The organism is Paenibacillus sp. FSL R7-0216 (assembly GCF_037969915.1).
GTDB classification, from domain to species: Bacteria; Bacillota; Bacilli; order Paenibacillales; family Paenibacillaceae; genus Fontibacillus; species Fontibacillus rhizolycopersici.
On record NZ_CP150222.1, the window covers coordinates 1,897,228 to 1,914,008 of the forward strand.

At 51.3% G+C, this 16,781-nt stretch carries 18 protein-coding genes and 1 other RNA gene; 12 read left to right on the forward strand and 7 right to left on the reverse strand.

Features of this window, described 5'->3' with window-relative positions; all coding sequences use genetic code 11:
* Window position 1: 1 nt before the first annotated feature.
* Window positions 2-191: non-coding RNA, 6S RNA (gene ssrS / locus MKZ15_RS08405), on the forward strand.
* A 179-nt stretch (window positions 192-370) separates the two neighbouring features.
* Entirely contained in the window at window positions 371-769 is a 399-nt protein-coding gene (locus MKZ15_RS08410; protein WP_155605041.1) for a DUF1499 domain-containing protein, read from the forward strand.
* A gap of 74 nt (window positions 770-843) precedes the next feature.
* Here MKZ15_RS08410 and tpx read toward each other — a convergent pair whose 3' ends face one another.
* Window positions 844-1,365 carry a thiol peroxidase gene (gene tpx, locus MKZ15_RS08415; protein ID WP_213621902.1) on the reverse strand — a complete coding sequence of 174 codons (522 nt, stop codon included), beginning with the start codon at window positions 1,363-1,365 and terminating at the stop codon, window positions 844-846.
* Window positions 1,366-1,472: 107 nt separating this feature from the next.
* On the opposite strand from tpx, the gene MKZ15_RS08420 reads away from it, so the two are divergent.
* Window positions 1,473-2,087 (forward strand): rhomboid family intramembrane serine protease, encoded by a 615-nt coding sequence (locus tag MKZ15_RS08420; RefSeq protein WP_339821181.1) that lies wholly within the window; start codon window positions 1,473-1,475, stop codon window positions 2,085-2,087.
* A gap of 72 nt (window positions 2,088-2,159) precedes the next feature.
* Window positions 2,160-3,071: a LysR family transcriptional regulator gene (locus tag MKZ15_RS08425; RefSeq protein WP_193414996.1), complete on the forward strand. Its 912-nt coding sequence runs from the start codon at window positions 2,160-2,162 to the stop codon at window positions 3,069-3,071.
* Window positions 3,072-3,180: 109 nt separating this feature from the next.
* On the opposite strand, the gene MKZ15_RS08430 is transcribed toward MKZ15_RS08425, so the two are convergent.
* Window positions 3,181-3,861 carry a zinc metallopeptidase gene (locus MKZ15_RS08430; protein ID WP_155605045.1) on the reverse strand — a complete coding sequence of 227 codons (681 nt, stop codon included), beginning with the start codon at window positions 3,859-3,861 and terminating at the stop codon, window positions 3,181-3,183.
* A gap of 63 nt (window positions 3,862-3,924) precedes the next feature.
* Window positions 3,925-4,365: a MerR family transcriptional regulator gene (locus tag MKZ15_RS08435; protein ID WP_193415369.1), complete on the reverse strand. Its 441-nt coding sequence runs from the start codon at window positions 4,363-4,365 to the stop codon at window positions 3,925-3,927.
* Window positions 4,366-4,641: 276 nt separating this feature from the next.
* Between MKZ15_RS08435 and MKZ15_RS08440 the strand changes: the two genes are divergently transcribed.
* The 3 genes from MKZ15_RS08440 to MKZ15_RS08450 are packed head-to-tail and all read left to right on the forward strand — an operon-like array spanning window position 4,642 to window position 7,893.
* Window positions 4,642-6,042, forward strand: coding sequence for an ammonium transporter (locus MKZ15_RS08440; protein ID WP_155605047.1), 1,401 nt, complete (start codon window positions 4,642-4,644; stop codon window positions 6,040-6,042).
* A 25-nt stretch (window positions 6,043-6,067) separates the two neighbouring features.
* Window positions 6,068-7,159 (forward strand): DUF294 nucleotidyltransferase-like domain-containing protein, encoded by a 1,092-nt coding sequence (locus MKZ15_RS08445; protein WP_339821183.1) that lies wholly within the window; start codon window positions 6,068-6,070, stop codon window positions 7,157-7,159.
* Window positions 7,156-7,893: an exonuclease domain-containing protein gene (locus MKZ15_RS08450; RefSeq protein WP_339821185.1), complete on the forward strand. Its 738-nt coding sequence runs from the start codon at window positions 7,156-7,158 to the stop codon at window positions 7,891-7,893. Before MKZ15_RS08445 ends, MKZ15_RS08450 begins: the two co-directional genes overlap by 4 nt.
* Window positions 7,894-7,916: 23 nt before the next feature.
* On the opposite strand, the gene MKZ15_RS08455 is transcribed toward MKZ15_RS08450, so the two are convergent.
* Window positions 7,917-8,381: a Mov34/MPN/PAD-1 family protein gene (locus MKZ15_RS08455; RefSeq protein WP_193414999.1), complete on the reverse strand. Its 465-nt coding sequence runs from the start codon at window positions 8,379-8,381 to the stop codon at window positions 7,917-7,919.
* A gap of 141 nt (window positions 8,382-8,522) precedes the next feature.
* On the opposite strand from MKZ15_RS08455, the gene MKZ15_RS08460 reads away from it, so the two are divergent.
* Window positions 8,523-9,101 carry a TlpA disulfide reductase family protein gene (locus MKZ15_RS08460; protein WP_339821188.1) on the forward strand — a complete coding sequence of 193 codons (579 nt, stop codon included), beginning with the start codon at window positions 8,523-8,525 and terminating at the stop codon, window positions 9,099-9,101.
* Between the two features lie 71 nt (window positions 9,102-9,172).
* Here MKZ15_RS08460 and cimA read toward each other — a convergent pair whose 3' ends face one another.
* Entirely contained in the window at window positions 9,173-10,792 is a 1,620-nt protein-coding gene (gene cimA, locus MKZ15_RS08465) for a citramalate synthase (protein ID WP_193415001.1), read from the reverse strand.
* A 199-nt stretch (window positions 10,793-10,991) separates the two neighbouring features.
* On the opposite strand from cimA, the gene MKZ15_RS08470 reads away from it, so the two are divergent.
* The 3 genes from MKZ15_RS08470 to MKZ15_RS08480 all read left to right on the forward strand — a co-directional run bounded on the left by MKZ15_RS08470 (window position 10,992) and on the right by MKZ15_RS08480 (window position 13,571).
* On the forward strand, window positions 10,992-12,308 hold the full coding sequence (locus tag MKZ15_RS08470) for a DNA polymerase IV (RefSeq protein WP_339821190.1): 1,317 nt from the start codon (window positions 10,992-10,994) through the stop codon (window positions 12,306-12,308).
* A 138-nt stretch (window positions 12,309-12,446) separates the two neighbouring features.
* Window positions 12,447-12,689, forward strand: a complete 243-nt coding sequence (locus MKZ15_RS08475; RefSeq protein WP_155605054.1) for a ferredoxin — start codon at window positions 12,447-12,449, stop codon at window positions 12,687-12,689.
* Window positions 12,690-12,830: 141 nt separating this feature from the next.
* A complete protein-coding gene (locus tag MKZ15_RS08480; protein ID WP_155605055.1) occupies window positions 12,831-13,571 on the forward strand; it encodes a Bax inhibitor-1/YccA family protein in 741 nt (246 codons plus the stop codon).
* Between the two features lie 339 nt (window positions 13,572-13,910).
* Here MKZ15_RS08480 and MKZ15_RS08485 read toward each other — a convergent pair whose 3' ends face one another.
* On the reverse strand, window positions 13,911-14,819 hold the full coding sequence (locus MKZ15_RS08485; protein ID WP_339821193.1) for an IS1595 family transposase: 909 nt from the start codon (window positions 14,817-14,819) through the stop codon (window positions 13,911-13,913).
* 378 nt (window positions 14,820-15,197) lie between these two features.
* Here MKZ15_RS08485 and MKZ15_RS08490 point away from each other — a divergent pair, with 378 nt between their 5' ends.
* Window positions 15,198-16,637, forward strand: a complete 1,440-nt coding sequence (locus MKZ15_RS08490) for a L,D-transpeptidase family protein (protein WP_339821195.1) — start codon at window positions 15,198-15,200, stop codon at window positions 16,635-16,637.
* A 1-nt stretch (window position 16,638) separates the two neighbouring features.
* On the opposite strand, the gene MKZ15_RS08495 is transcribed toward MKZ15_RS08490, so the two are convergent.
* Window positions 16,639-16,770 (reverse strand): hypothetical protein, encoded by a 132-nt coding sequence (locus MKZ15_RS08495; RefSeq protein WP_272491417.1) that lies wholly within the window; start codon window positions 16,768-16,770, stop codon window positions 16,639-16,641.
* Window positions 16,771-16,781: the final 11 nt, after the last annotated feature.

Below are 16,781 nucleotides of genomic sequence, written 5' to 3' on the forward strand. Positions count from 1 at the left end.
TTACGTCCTGCGATGTGCGTTTCGATTTCTGTTATTTTGAACCAATGACGGTTATCTCGGGAGACCTATATTGCGCCATGGCTGAAAGGCCCTATCCATTGGATGCGGGGACTTCAAAAACGTCGCTGCGGTCACCCACCTGCGGGTGCAGGTTCGAGATAATGTAATCGGACGGCATAGGCGGGTCTATGATGAAACATGTGAGCGGCACCTTGTACTCTTTTCATAAAGAAAAGGGACAAGGTGCTTTTTTTGTTTGCGCCGAAATGCGCATGCTCGCTTTTGTTTGTCATCCAAGAATGTTAAACTAATAATTAAGAAAACGCATACCCATGCAAATGGGGTCAGGAACGTGAAGGAGGAAGAACCGTTGTCATTCAAGAGAACACTTACCGGCATTTTCCGCAGCCAGGAAGGAACCAGCGACCGCGCGAAAGTGCCCGAACTCAAAACCAGGTATTATTCATTGTCCAAAGAGAAATGCTGGGAGGAAGTCTCCTCGACTTTGAAGAAAATCCCCGGCTATAAAGTTCTGCACGAGGTGCAGTCCGTTGGCGAGATTACGTTGGAGAAACGGACCAGCCTTGGGCGCGTGATGGATATCACCGTATCGATCGTATCCACCGGCCCGGTACGAAGCGCGGTTGATATTTATTCCGCGACACGTGGATCGATGGGAGACCTAGGCGCGAATTATCGCAACATCCTCCAGCTCTTCTCGGTGTTGGACAAGAAGCTGGCAGCTCACAAAGTGTCCTCGAACTTGTAAAATTCGTTAAGCAACGCAAAAAAAAGCGAGCAGGGAGAATCCTCTCCTACTCGCTTTTCGTTTGGGCTCTGGAATTAAGAGAGCAGCGCTTTAACGGCAGCTACCGGTTTTTCGTAATCCGGATGCTCCGTCATTTCCTTCAATACTTCCACGTATTGGATTTTGTTGTCTTTATCCAGTACAAACACGGCACGCATGTCGAGCGCGAACTCTTTGATCAGCACGCCATAGGCTTTGCCGAAGGAATTGTCTTTGTAATCCGACAAGGTGACCACCCGATCAACGCCGGCGGCACCGCACCAGCGGGCTTGGGCAAATGGAAGATCGGCGCTGACGGTCAGGATAACCACGTCTTCGCCAAGGCCAGCGGCCTCTTGGTTAAATCGGCGCGTTTGCGCGTCGCAGACACCCGTATCGAGCGAAGGTACAACGCTGATCAGCTTGATTTTGCCGGCGTAGTCCTGCAGTGTTGCTTCTTCAAGCAGGTTTTTATTCAAGCGGAAATCGGGAGCCGTATCGCCGACTTTGAGTTCCGGGCCGATCAGCGTGATCGGATTGCCTTTAAATGTAGCTACATTTGCGCGTTCTTGGGCCATGTTCATTTCCTCCTAGACAGATGGATTTATTCACTCAAATTTAATTATAATCGTTTTGAAAAGAAAATGTCCAACATAAGGAAAAACCAAGGTAAAGGAAGGTTCCGATGATTTTCATAAGATACGAAAACTGGAGAAGTTATCTGCGGTATTATCCCGTGACCTGCTTGCTCCTGGCTGCCAACATCATTATGTTTATCGTGTTGGCGGTGAATGGAGGATCGACGAATCCCTATACACTACTCAAGTTTGGAGCGTTGACCAATATTCCGGAATTAGCCGGCGAGAGCTGGCGATTGATCTCCTCCATGTTCCTGCACCGGGGCTTTGATCACCTGTTCTCGAATTCCTTTGCGATCCTGGTGTTTGCGCCGCCGCTGGAGCGTCTGTTGGGTTGGTGGCGATACGCGTTGCTCTATTTGGGGAGCGGGCTCGTCGGGAACCTCATCAGCATGGGAATCTATCAGGTTGGTGCGGATGTTCATATCTCCGTAGGGGCTTCAGGCGCCGTCTATGGGGTCTATGGCGCATTTCTCTACATTGCTTTACTGCAGCGAAATCTGATGGATGAAAGCTCGCGTAAAACGCTATACAGCCTGCTCATTATCGGCGTGATCTATTCGGTATTGGTTCCACAGATCAACCTGGCAGCTCATCTCGGCGGACTCGTTGGTGGTTTCTTTATCTACGGGTTGATTATCCGGTTGTTAAAACGGCGTTGAACCTAAAGAGTGTAAATGGTACATTAAATTTAGAATAGGTTCGAGCACATGCGAAATGGAGCGATCAGATTCGTGGAATTAAGACAACTGCAGTATTTTGTGAAAGTGGCGAGAAAAGAGCACGTGACTCAGGCTGCCGAGGAGCTGCACGTCGCCCAATCGGCGGTAAGCCGGCAAATTCACCAGCTCGAGCAGGAGCTTGGCGTTAATTTGTTTATGCAGAAGGGCAGGAATCTCCATCTCACCGCCGTTGGGCAACTGTTCTGCAGCCGAGTGGAGATGATTCTTAAGGATCTCGACCGGGCCGTGAGCGAGGTGCACGAATTTCTTGATCCGGAGCAGGGGGAAATCCGTTTAGGATTCCCGAACAGTCTGGGGATTCATATGATTCCCAGCGTAGTGGCGGAGTTCCGCAAGCTGTATCCCAATGTGAAGTTTCGTTTTAGACAAGGCACTTATCCTACATTAATTCGCGATGTCGTATCCGGGGAAATTGATTTAGCTTTTATCTCTCCATTTCCAGAAAATCATGATCAAGTCACCGGTAATGTGGTGTTGACGGAGGATTTGGTAGGCATTCTTCCACCGGGGCATCCATTGGCTGGCGAGCAAAGCATCAAGCTAAGCCAACTCAAGGATGAGAAGTTCATTTTGTTCAGCAAGGGCTATTCGCTGCGACCGATTGTTTGGCATGCCTGTCTGGAGGCAGGTTTTACGCCGAAAATCGCTTTCGAAGGCGAAGAAACCGATACGATAAGAGGATTGGTTGCCGCCGGCATGGGCGTTAGCTTGTTGCCGGAGATGGCGTTGTTTCAAAGCTTTACGCTCCAGCCGATCCGCGTACGGATCTCCGAACCGAAGGTGACGCGCACGATCGGATTGATTCACCGTGCCGACGAGAAGCTGCCGCTTGTGGCGCAATCGTTCCGGATGTTCCTGCTGGAATACTTTGGCCTTCAGGTCGATACGCTGCCAAATCCGTGAATGAATTGTTATGTAAACGTTTGCTGAATCGGCTGAAAACAAAAAAAAGGCTGCACGATTCCGAGCCGATGGACTCGGAAACCGTGCAGCCTTTGTTACGTGAAGTTGATTAGTCGCGGTTACTCGTGAAAATCAGAATGTAGCGAAGCAATTCCAGAATGGAGATCAAAGCGGCAGCCACATAAGTTAAAGCCGCGGCGTTTAACACTTTGCCGACTCCGCGCGATTCATTCGGAGAGATAAAGCCCTGCTCGAGCATCACCTTTCGAGCTCGGCTGCTGGCGTTAAATTCGACCGGCAGGGTGACGATCTGGAACAAGACGGCGGCGGAGAAGAAGATAATCCCGAGTCCGATCAAGTTCAGCGCGCCAAAGAGGAAACCGGCCAACAGCAGGAAGGGGGCAACTCCGGAAGCGAAGTTCACCAGCGGGAACATCCGATGGCGAAGCACCAGCATGGGGTATTTCTGCTTGTGCTGAATTGCGTGTCCGACTTCGTGACAGGCGACGGCGACGGCGGATATGGAACTCTCGTAGTATACCGGCTCTGACAACCGGACTACACGGTGAATTGGATCATAGTGGTCTGTCAGGGCACCGCGTACCGGCTCGATCGGGACATCATAGAGGCCGTTGGCGTCGAGCATACGTCTTGCTGCGTCGTGACCAGTTAAACCATAAAGGTTTGAAACTTTTGCCCATTTGTTAAAAGTGCCTTTGACCCGAAACTGCGCCCATAGCGAGAGCCCAAATGCGATCAGTATCGGGATAAGCATCACGTCTGAATACATGAATCATTCCTCCATATGATTTAGTTGTCAAGGATGCAAACAGAGGTTGATTAGAAATATAGGTTAGGAAAAAGGCCCGTGGTTCATTAACAGCCGGATCGCTTCCATACAGGCTAAGCTTTGCGGTAACAAATTCGCGAATGCGCGTTTGGCCTGATTCGGCTGTAAGCTGGAAATGAGCGGCTCCAGCTCCTTGACCTCGCGTTCCAACTGCTGCATATGGAGCTCCAGCGAACTCAACTTCTCGGTCACTTGTACCTCGTGAGTCACCCGGTTCCATTGGTCCAGCTTCTCGCGGATCTCTTCCAACGTATATTTCTCCTGTTTCATTTGATTAATACGTTCAAGCCTGGTCAAGGTTTCAGCACTGTATAAACGATAGTTGGTCTGGGTGCGCTTCTCCGGGGAGATCAGCCCTAGTTTCGTGTAATAATCGATCGTCCGCTCACTGACGTCGGCGGCTTTAGCCAATTCTCCGATCCGGTACAGTTTATTTACTCCAATTCCATCACCTCTTCCGACATATCCAAAAGATTGCTTCTATATTTATTTTATTTATCCTCATGATACTTAACAACAAGCATACAGTCAAACGTTATGCTTTATTTTTATCAGTAACTATAAGACGATATAACCATAAACCTAACGTAGTATGTTAGAAAGTATGTAGTAAATCTATTTTTTTTCAAAAAACTATTGTCATTCCTGCGCCTTTCGTCTTATAATCACTTTAACAATTCATTTTGTGTAAGGAAACTTAACATTAGGGGAGTGTTAAAGATGAAGAAGAAGTGGCTTTATGGTGGACTCATTTTTCTCGCGTCATTTGCTTTTCCGGTCTCGGCATTCGCAGCGGAGGGAGAGGTTACTGCCCCGGTTCTGGAGCTGGGCCTGAATTCGCTTTTCGTATTCGTCGCAGCCATGCTGGTGTTCTTTATGCAAGCCGGCTTCGCTTTACTTGAAGCAGGTACCGTTCGGATGAAGAACGCCGGGCACGTAGCCGGCAAAACGGTCCTTACTCTGGGAATATCCGTTCTTGCTTGGTGGCTGCTTGGCTTCGGTTTCGCTTTCGGCGACGGGAACAGCTTCCTGGGTACGACCGGGTTCCTGTTCGGCGGCGAAGGGGATATCGGTTCCTTTAGCGTATTCTCCGAAATTGGCGTACCGCTCAATTTGATGTTCCTGTTCCAAATGGCGTTTGCGGCTGTATCGCTCGCGATCGCTTGCGGCGGGATGGCGGAACGCGCCAAACTTAGCGTTTATATCATCTTCGGTACGATCTTCATTGTCCTGATTTATCCGATCGTTGCTCACTGGGTATGGGGCGGCGGCTGGCTTGGCAATTTGGGGATGCAAGATTACGCCGGTTCGACGGTTGTTCACTTAACCGGTGCTACAGCGGCTCTTGCAGCAACTATTCTGCTTAAACCACGTCTGGGTAAATACAATAAAGATGGGAAACCGAACAACATTCCTGGCCATAACCAAGTGTTGACGGTACTCGGCGTCATTATCCTGTGGATCGGCTGGTTCGGTTTCAACCCGGGCAGCGCATTAACTCCTTTGAACGATGGATTCTTTGGTTATGTCCTGATGACAACCAATCTGGCCGCAGCCGCCGGTGCGGTTGCCGCACTGCTCATTTCCTGGGCGGTAATGGGCAAATCGGATATTCCGAGCATGCTGAACGGCGTGCTGGCCGCTCTTGTAGCAATTACCGGTTCTTGTGCTTTCGTTGACGCTTGGGCTTCCATTATCATCGGTGCGGTTGCCGGGATTTTGACCTTCTTTACGGCAAGATGGTTTGAACGCGCTGGGTTGGATGATCCGATTTACGCTTTCTCCGTACACGGGATCGCCGGGGTATGGGGTGCGATTTCCACCGGTTTGTTCGCAACGCCGGAATTGGCTGAGAAGACGGGCGTAGGCAAAGCTGGCTTGTTCTATGGCGGCGGCTTCGGACAATTAGGCGTACAGCTGCTTGGGGTGATCGGTACTTTCGCCTTCGTACTGGTTGTTTCCTTCTTAGTCTTAGGGATCATGAAGTGGACGACTGGGCTACGTGTCACGGAGGAAGAAGAAACAATGGGTCTGGATATCAGCGAGCATGGTACTTACGGTTATCCAGAACAAATGAACTTGCTGAACAAGAATACTTCGTCCGGCATTCCTGCCGAATAAGAGAGAGGAAAGGAAGTTGGGGGCCATGAGTCATGACACGGCCATGAACAACGCAAGCTTGAACGCGATCCGGTCCGCTGCGACTCCCGCTATGCTAAAGGCGGCCCGAGTCGATGAGCAGAACCGCTTATACGGCAAGCTGACATCGATGCCGATTCAAGCATGGAACCGGGAGGTCTCGGACCTGCATGATGCTGTCATGACCCAAGCTTGCCGATGCTGCGAAGAAGAGATGATCCGGGAGGGCTACGGCCCTCCTCCTTCGCATTATGCCTTTATTGCTTTTGGAAGCGCTGGTCGAGCGGAACCGACTTTATGGAGCGACCAGGATAACGGATTGATCTACGGGGAGGGCGACGTAGAGCAGTTGGAGCTCTATTTTGAACGATTCAGCCACAAGCTTTCAGCGATTCTTGAGCAGGTCGGCTATCCTCCGTGCCCTGGCAGCGTCATGTTGTCTAATAAGTTATGGCGAGGCAACCTAGTTTCGTGGGAGAGACAGTTGCTAGAGTGGCGAAATATTCTAGCCTGGGAACAAGTTCGCTATTTGATGATTGCCGCTGATTTGCGCCATGTAAACGGTGATGCGGCGCTGACAGCCGCTTTGCGCAAAAAGATGAAGACCGTCATGGAAGAAGATCAAGGCAACGATCGCGATGTCGTGGCAGCGATCCTGCGAAATACCGTCCGTCACAAAGCAGCATTAAATATTCTGGGTCAGGTGATAACGGAACAGAGCGGCGAGCATGCCGGTGATTTTGACGTCAAGTACGGCTTGTACATTCCGATTGTTAATGCCGTTCGTTATTTGGCTTTGCAATATGGGGTCGAATCCTCGTCAACTTGGGAACGCATTTCTCAGCTGGTTCAGCTTGAGGCGGTTCCTACCCGTTGGCTGGAATCCTGTAGTCGGGCGTTTGAGACGGCGGTGAGGCTTAGGTCCCTTGTTCCCCCGGAAACGGACAACGGGTTGCTGACAGGAACCCATTATTTGCCTCAAGAGATGTTAAAACAGAAAGAGCTCCGGCGCGAACTGCGGGAATCACTTAGCACGGTCAAGGTCATGTACCGCACTCTCCAAAGGCAGCACCGGTATGCGGAAAGGAAATGGTTATGAAAGAACCGATGAAGGGAAACGGTGGTTTTTGGGATGCCTTCAAGGGCGGCGGAGTGTCGCCAAGGATCGCCTCGATGCTTGGCGCGCCCAGCGCGCAGCAAATCGCATTCGTTCGTTCTTTGACCAAAGGGCAGCGTCGTCCCGAGACGCTTCACGTTCCGCTGAGTGAATTAAGAACGGCAGTCTTCGATTTGGAGACGACAGGATTTCATTACCATTATGGTGATGAAATTTTGTCCTTTGGGGCGGTTAAGGTGGAGGGGGAGCGCATCAGCGAAGAAGTGTATTATTCCCTCGCTAAACCGGCTTGCCAAATTCCCGAACGGATTATCGAGTTAACCGGAATTACGCCGGATATGGCCCAATCTGCCCCCACTTTGCTGGAGGCGCTGCGTGAATTCATGGCTTTTGTTGATGACCGGGTGCTCGTCGCGCACGGGAGTGCACATGATAAAGCCTTCCTGGACGTGGCGTTATGGAAAACAACTAAAGCCCATCTCGGGCACCGGGTGCTGGATACGATGATGATTGCCCGCAAGCTGGAACCGGAGCGCCGCATCTCGGGAGGGCTGGACGAATGGCTGGCTGTATATGGGATCCCGGTTACCCAGCGTCATCACGCATTGGAGGATTCCAAAATGACCGCTCGTCTTTGGATCGCGTTAATCGACCGGTTGAGAGAACAAAACGTCTTAACCTTAGGTGATCTGTATACTTTTTTGAGTAAAACGTAACGTAACCTCTTATCGGCTTGTACTTATTCACCATTCTGATTTTCCTGATGTACGGGCAAAAGGGTATACCCCGTGCCGTTCGAATCGATCCCATAAGCTTGAATCCTGAAGCCGTCCGGTCCGCTGGGCGGCTTATCGTTTGCGAAGGAAACCCTGCCCCCAATCAGGTAGAGGCGAATTTGGGCAGCGAAGATGGGCAGTTGACGCAGATCCTCCGGCGATGGCAGTGGTGGTGAGCTGGGGTGGGTATGGTAAAGCCCGATCAATTGCGGATCAAAGCAACTTCGGACCCACACGGCTGGATCGAGCTCAAAAGCGTGCTGCGGAGTCTTGGAGTGATTGGCGACGGAAAGGTAACGTTGGATTGTTCCTTGGCGGCCGTCAAACGTACCGAACAGGAGGCCACAAGCCTCCTCGGGGTGCCGCTGTAGCCCATCTCGCAGCATTTCGTCCCGAATTTTCGCTGGCAACATCCAGAACTGATTCATTTTGCGAACTCCTGTCCATGAATTAAGTTTCAAAGGTTCACCTTTTTCACGCTCCATTGTAACAAATCGTTAAAAAAGGGTACAATATTTACGGTAAACGTAATCTTAAAACAATTGAGGGCATAAAAGGACGGACATACGATGAATCGTAATCGATGGATTTTGGCTGCGCTATTGGTGTTGCTGGCGATCGCCTTGCTAGATCGTGGGGGACAGGACGGCTGGTTTTCGAGCCTGAGCGGCGACTCCAAGGGAAGTGAGAAGGAACCTTCCCTCAGTGCTATGGCGGCGGAGGGGGCACCTAAGCCTGGGACGGCTGCGCCGGCCTTTTCCTTGCCGGGACTGGATGGGAAAACATACGAAGTTGGAGGCAAGCGGGACAAAGTGCTGTTGCTGAACTTCTGGGCTTCCTGGTGTGATCCGTGTAAGGAAGAAGCTCCTGAGTTGAAGGCGCTGGCTGAGAAATATAAAGACTCCCTGGATATTTATGCCGTTAATGTCACGCTATACGATAAGCTAGATGAGGCGAAGGCTTTCGTTAAGGAATATGGTTATACCTTCCCGGTGCTGTTGGATGAAAAAGAAGAGGCTTATCGGATGTTTAACGGTATCGCCTTCCCGACCAACGTATTGATCGACGAACAGGGTGTCATACGCGATATTATCGTTGGAGTCATTCCACCGGAAGAACTGGAAGCCAAAATCAAAAACTTGATTTAGCGTGAAGAGGCCCGAATCACCAAGTAATAGCGGTGGTTCGGGCCTTCTTATGAATATGGCGTTTGTTGGTATTAGTGGTTGACTAATCCCCGACCGGCGGAAGGGATCTCTTCATAACCCTCGCGTTTGGTTTGCCCCAGCAAAGCATAACGAATACTGTCTACGAGCGCTTCCCAGCTGGCTTCGATCACGTTGCTCGAGACGCCGACGGTATTCCAGGAATTGTGGAAATCCTGGGACTCGATCAGTACGCGCACTTTCGAAGCGGTGGCGTCTTTGTCGTCGAGTACACGAACCTTATAGTCGGACAGGTGCATGTCTTTCAAGCCCGGGTAATACGTGATCAGCGCTTTACGGAGCGCATTGTCCAGCGCATTAACCGGACCGTTGCCTTCCGCCGCGGTGTAGATGCTAGCCCCGTCAATCTTCAGCTTGACGAAAGCTTCGGATACGACTGGCCGGTCGGCAGTTTTCTCTACCAGCATCTTAAACGATTCGAAGATGAATAGTTCCTTTAAATCACCGTTAGCTTGGCGCAACAACAATTCGAGAGAAGCGTCCGCGCCTTCGAATTGATATCCTTGATGCTCCAAATCTTTGATCTTGGCGATGACCTGCTTGGTGTTCTCGTTTTCCGGATCGAAATCGATGCCCATCTCCTGCGCTTTGGAGAGGATGTTGCTTTGTCCCGCCAATTCGGAGACGAGCACACGCTGACGGTTGCCCACGAGCTCGGGAGCGATGTGTTCGTACGTTCGCGAATCGCGAAGGATCGCGGAGACATGGATGCCGCCTTTGTGAGCGAACGCGGCATTTCCGACGTAGGGCTGATTGACCTGCATATGCACGTTGGCAATCTCGCTGATATAGCGGGCGGTGTTGGTGAGTTGCTTCAACCGGTCCGCCTCGAGCACATCGTAACCAAGCTTGAGTTGTAGATTTGGTATGATCGAGCAAAGGTTGGCATTGCCGCAACGCTCGCCGTATCCGTTCATCGTACCCTGAATTTGCGTAGCTCCGGCGCGGACGGCGCTGATCGAGTTGGCAACAGCTAGCTCGCAATCGTTATGGGTATGGATCCCCAATTTTGAGCCGGAGATCGCTCCGGACAACGTGCTGACGATATCGAACACCTCATGCGGCATCGTGCCGCCGTTCGTATCGCACATCACCAACCAGTCGGCGCCGGCTTCTTCCGCTTTGCGCATGACGGCGAGAGCGTAATCAGGGTTATTTTTATACCCGTCAAAGAAATGCTCAGCGTCAAAAACAACCTCAAGCCCCTTCTGCTTCAAATAAGCGATGGAATCGAAGATCATGGCGAGGTTCTCTTCCAATGTCGTCTGCAGGGCGGTGTGTACATGAAAATCCCACGATTTTCCGACCAGGGTCGCCGCCTGAACACCGGCTTCCACCATCCGGTGAAGGTTAGCGTCGTGTTCAGCTAGGCTGTCTTTTCGACGCGTGCTGCCAAAAGCGGTGATCTTGGCCTGCAAGTTCAGTTCCTTGACCCGCTTGAAAAATTCAATGTCTTTCCCGTTGCTGCCCGGAATTCCACCTTCAATGTAATGAACCCCAAGCTGGTCCAGCTTTCTGGCGATCTTCAGCTTGTCGTCCGCCGACAGGCTGATGCCCTCGCCTTGAGTACCGTCGCGCAAGGTGGTGTCGAAGATGGATATTGGCTTTGACATGATCGAAGTATCCCCCTTTGGCAATGTATGAGGGTGGTTAGCTCTCACCGTGTGTTTGGTTTTTAATTAATAATTATAACACTTACATTTTAAATGTAACACGCTTTTTTGAGAAAATGGTTGGTGCCGATATTGACCGTCTTTCCGGGGACGGGTATGCTGAACTTAGGAGTAACGTATGATAAATGAGGGGAAGAAAGTGAGAGATACTGCTGATTTTTACCCTGCCCGGGGAAGAGTCGTTTTGCATGTCGATATGAACGCTTTTTATTGCTCGGTTCATGAGGCGGAAGAGCCCGACAAATATCGGAACCAACCCACAGCGGTGGCCGGAAGCGTGGAATTGCGAAAGGGCGTGATCGTCACCTGCTCGTATACCGCACGCAAGTTAGGAGTGTCGACAGGGATGACCGTCAGCCAAGGTCTGAAGAAGTGCCCCGAGCTTATTGTTATCCAGCCGGACTTCCACCTCTATCGCAAATATTCCAGGGCGTTCATGGATATCGCATATGAATACACGCCGCTGCTCCAGGCTGTCTCCATCGACGAATGTTATCTGGATATCTCCGGCTCCAAACAATTCGGCACCCCGCTCGAGATCGCAAACGAAATCCAGCAGCGGATTCGGCACGAGCTAGGCCTTCCCTGCTCGGTTGGCATTGCCCCGAATAAGCTGCTGGCCAAAATGGCTTCGGATATGAAAAAACCGAATGGCATTTCCGTTCTGCGTATACGTGATGTGTCGAAGTTACTTTGGGATAAACCGTGCAGCGACTTGTTTGGCATCGGCCGGAAGACCGCGGATAAACTAAAGTCGATGCGGATCTATACGATTGGCCAGCTAGCGGCCGCCGAGGAACGAAAGCTCATCGAGCGATTTGGAGTGGCTGGATCCTGGATGAAGCGGGCGGCGAACGGAATCGACGATACGCCGGTTAATGATGAACGTGAAAAAAACAAGTCGATCGGCCATACGACTACGCTTCCGCGCGATATTAGCCGGATGGAGGACGTGCAGCGAGTGTTGCTGAACGTCGCCGACCAGGTGGCGCGTCGGTTACGTCGACAGAATCTGATGGCGCAAACGATTCAGATTACGATCCGCACCCCGGACATGAAGACAATCACCCGCTCGCAGAGTCTGGATACGGTAACCGAGCAGGCAGAGGAGATATACCGTGAAGCTTGTGAATTGTATCGTCGCCATTGGAGCGAAGACAAGCCGGTACGACTGCTTGGGATTACATTGCAAAATTTGGTTCCCAAAGAGGAGTCTGCGTTGCAGTTGGATTTGTTCGATTACGAACGCCAGCCCAAAAAAGAGTCGCTAACCCGTACGATGGATATGCTAAGGGACAAGTTTGGTGAAGACGCAGTTCTGACCGCTGGCATGCTGACTGACGATCCGTCGGCGTTGATCCGTAATCATCGGATTCGCGGGACTTCGCTGCAGACGGATTTCCTTCGCGAGGAGCGTGACGAAAATGCGGACGGCCCTCGTTCGATCGAGGAATGAACGATCAAGGAATGATCACCTTTTGGAATTGGTATAATACGGAAAACGCATTGAAATTGCAAACTATTTATATTATATTGGTCATGGTGATATAAAACGCACCGGACTCGTACCGTTTATTCAGGAGGCAGATAAGAGATGGCGAAATATACTTGGGTTGAGAAAGACACTTGCATCGCTTGTGGCGCTTGCGGCGCGACAGCACCGGATATCTACGATTATGACGATGAGGGTTTGGCCGAAGTGATTTACGGCGAAGACGGCAATCGCGGGGTAACGGAGATTCCGGATGATTTGCACGACGATCTCCAGGACGCTTGCGACGGCTGCCCGACGGATTCCATCAAAATTGCGGATGAGCCGTTTAATAAAGAAGGTTAAACCTTGGAATAACTGGTTCAAGGAACGCCCTACGCCGATTTCGGCGGGGGCGTTCTTTTTTTATTCTTCTTGGGAGTAGAATGTGATATGATCATAGGAATGAATACTGAATACAAATTCATCAAACGAGGTGGTTATTCCTTGATCGGTAGAAGCGGAAATCCTACTCTTCGCGATTCATCCTTTGATCGTCCGGACTCGTACTCCGGGATGCAGCAAATGACGATTGAAGGTACGGTTAACAAGGCGTTTATCACGCTGATTATCCTTCTAGGTAGTGCGTTCAGCACGTGGATGCTTTATTTTGACGGCTATAGCGTGGGCGGCATGGCGGTAGCCGGTGCGATTATCGGCATGATCCTGGCTCTGATCGTTAGCTTTGTGCCCCGGACGTCGCCCTATCTGGTTCCTCTTTATGCGATAGCGGAAGGAATGTTCCTTGGCGCAATATCCGCGACCTACGAAACGCTGTACAACGGCATTATTCTTCAGGCTGCTTTGTTGACGATGGCCGTATTCTTGGCGTTACTCTTGGCTTACAAAACGCGTTTAATCAAAGCCACGGAGAATTTCAAGTTGGGTGTGTTTGCGGCAACCGCGGGGGTTGCGTTGGTGTATTTAGCTAGCTTTATCCTCGGATTCTTCGGCATTAACATCCCGTATCTGCACAGTAACGATTGGATTGGCATCGGTATTTCGCTGGTAATCGTGGTTATCGCGGCGCTGAATTTGGTGCTGGACTTTGATTTTATCGAAAACGGTGCCCAGCGGGGAGCTCCGAAATATATGGAATGGTACGGCGCCTTTGGCTTGATGGTGACGTTGGTATGGTTGTATCTGGAACTCGTCCGCCTGTTGGCGAAGTTGGCAAGCCGCGATTAAGAATAATTTAACTTGAGGACAGGATGGTATGGGGGAGGGCGGTAGCCTAACTCGTACTACCCTGTCCTCTCTCTTTGCACCATTATCCCGTTTGATCAGGCAGAAAAAGTAAAGAGGAACAGAGATGCAGAAATACAGAAGGCAGAAAGGCAGAAAGGCAGAAACGCAGAAACGCAGAGTGAAACAGAGCGCCTCAGTTACTCAGATACTCAGATAATTAGGTGGGCGAGAAAAGTTATGTGAAAAAATAACTATTAAATAAGACAGGATTATCAAAGAATAGTGCCTCGGAACAGTGAAGCAGGTTTTAGAGAACTGCAAGAAATCCTGTAATATATGTTAAGCTGCAGCTACAAGGGGCGGATTCGGTGTACGCGCAATCAGTTGATGGTATGAAATGGTTGGAATCGCCACACAAATACACAGCAACTTATGCGACATCGTCGCTTTCCCTCCAGACAAGCGTAGACGCCTACGCACAGTGTACTCGTTCAAGTACGCTTGCAGATACTTCCGTCCTAAGGCCACATAGGTACTTCTCAGCGATCCCCACGCCTCTCTTACCACTTTCCGCAAGGGTGTATACAGCCGATAGGCAATAGGAAACGACTGTATCTCCGATGTACGAATCTCCACATTCTCAGTGATGAAGGCGGCGAGTTCGCGGCGGTTTGCCCTACGGATCTCTCTTCTATTTTGCGGGACGAGTTGGATTTTGACATGCTCAGGCTCGCCTGCATCCGTTACTGTACATCCTGCCACGACTGCCGAGGAACGAGAATATAAAAGCTGGCCGCGGGACGGATCAAATCCGTACAGGTCACTATTTACCTTTACGTCTCCACTCAACAACTCACGAGCATCAAACTCTCCGATGGCATGGCGTATTTTGTGCAGCATCAACCAAGCGGTCTTGTAGGTAACGTGGATCACCCGGCTCAGCCGCATAGCCGAGATGCCGTCGGGAAGCAAGAACAACTCCATTGCCTGGAACCATTTTAATAAGGGCAGGTGGGTTCCTTCAAAAATCGTACCCACCAGAGGTGACGTTTGATACGCGCATTTACCGCACTCGAACAAAGGAATGCGTCGTGTGGTCAGACGGCTGCAATGGGGGTGAGCACAGCGTGGGCAGATGTACCCGTTTGGCCACTTCAATGCAATCAGTGCCTCCACACAATCCTGTTCACTAGTATAACAGCAGCAGTTCAGGGGTGGCAGAATCGTTTCCGGATGACCACCTTCCATGTCGGCTTCCCTCCCTCACTATTAATATACGTACATACGTTCGTTAATTTGATTATACCAAACATACGTTCCTAATACAACCAAAATTCTTCCAAAAAAATCATTTATCTACAAAGTTTCTCTAGCCTCTTTTTCTCGCCACCACCACGTCCTGATCGAAGGGGATAATCGTGCAAAGAGGCGATCAGAGGCACGTAGCCCCGCATCGCCTCGCATCGCCCCGCATAACCTCTAATCCCGTATACCCGCTTCTAAACCTACGCTAGGTATTAAGTCGCAAAAATGCGTAATTGGCGAATAATGGGTTAGAATCCCTGATCTCTCTGCCGATATAAGTAAATAATGGTGATTTCTCGACTACCTGGCATGGAGGAACTGATGGGAAACTCAGCTTATCTTAAAAAATATGTAGAAAACCATCCTAACAATAAAATGGCCTGGTATTTACTGGGCAAGGAATATGAATTGAACGGGCAAGCGGGGAAAGCCCACTATTGCTATATTCAGGCGGGCAACGTGTACGAAGCGTTTGAATCCAGCAAAATCCCGCTTCCGGAAGAGGTACTGTCCGGCTACAAGGAAGGGCTGATGCAGGAGACGCACCGGCGGGAGAAACGAAGCCGGTTCCTACGCAAGTTCAGCCTGGCGCTGTTGATCGCGCTGCTGATGTGGATTCCCTCGGCCGATGCGCCGGGGAATCGGCCGGCGATCGTGCCCGCGTCAGCTGGCGTCGAGCTCGGAGAGACGCCGGCCGATGTGCCGCCACTCGCCGAGGATGAGGCGGAGGGCGGTGCGCCTCCGGTGGCGCCGGCCTTCTCGGGGCCGGCGTTCACCGCCATCGGCTACGCCGGCGATCCCGTCGGGACGCAGGCGGAGGCCGTGGGCGGTTTGCTCGCGCTGCAGCGGCAAACCGATTTTAGCCCGCTCCATGCGGCGGCGCTTGGCATGGAGCGGGCTGGCGACTGGCTGGTCTGGTCGGACGACCTGCCAGTCGTGTTCGGCTTGGAGCAAAGTCCGGCTGACGGTCGGACGACGCTCCAAGCCTATGATCCGGCGGCCTGCGAATGTACGCCGCCGGATCCAACAGAGCTGCAGAAGCACGCGAAGGTGTGGATTCCGCAGCAGGAATCGCTAGGCGTGCTGGCCTCAGCGATGACCCATTATAAGCAGGCCAAGGGAGCCTGGCCTTCCAGCCTGCAGGATCTAACTGGGCCGTATCCTGACAATTGGATCGCGGGGACTGATCCGACCATGGTGCAGGGGTTCGGCCCGCTGTTGGCGCAGCTGAAAAATAAAGGTATCGCCGCGACGGGAAAAGAAAATGAGACAGCGGTGCTCGCGGAGGGAATGGCTCCGGGGCAGCGGCCGTATTTTGCCGAGCCATATGAGATTATCGTCGATACACAAGCGCATGTACTGGCCGTGGTTAGTGGGAATGTGATAGTTCGGAGTTATCCGGTTGGCTTGGGCGGTGACAAAACACCGGAGGGCACATTTGCGATTTCCGAGAAAGTGATGAACCCGAACGGAAGGGATAACGGAGAGTTTGGCAGCCGCGGCATGCAGCTGTCGGATACGAATTACGCGATTCACGGAACAAATGAGCCGGACAGCATCGGGAAGGATGAGTCACTGGGATGCATCCGAATGGGGAAGAAGGATGTGGAGGAGCTGTTCGATCTCGCCCCGAAGGGAACGAAGGTGGAGATTGGAAAGGGGATCTTACCGAAGCTGAAAAACGTCCCGGCGGAGCGTTTCGCCCTGGGCGATAGACAGGATCAGACCAATCCCCACCGCACATACCATTGGTTGGACTAGTTTAGGTTACGATCAGAAGGACGGCAGTCACGACGACGAGCGCAGCTACGATGGAAATCGACCAGATGAGCGCTTTCTTGTTGACTTCGTCCTTTTTTTGCTGGAATGTAGGCGGTTTGCGTTTGGTTGACATGAATATTTCCC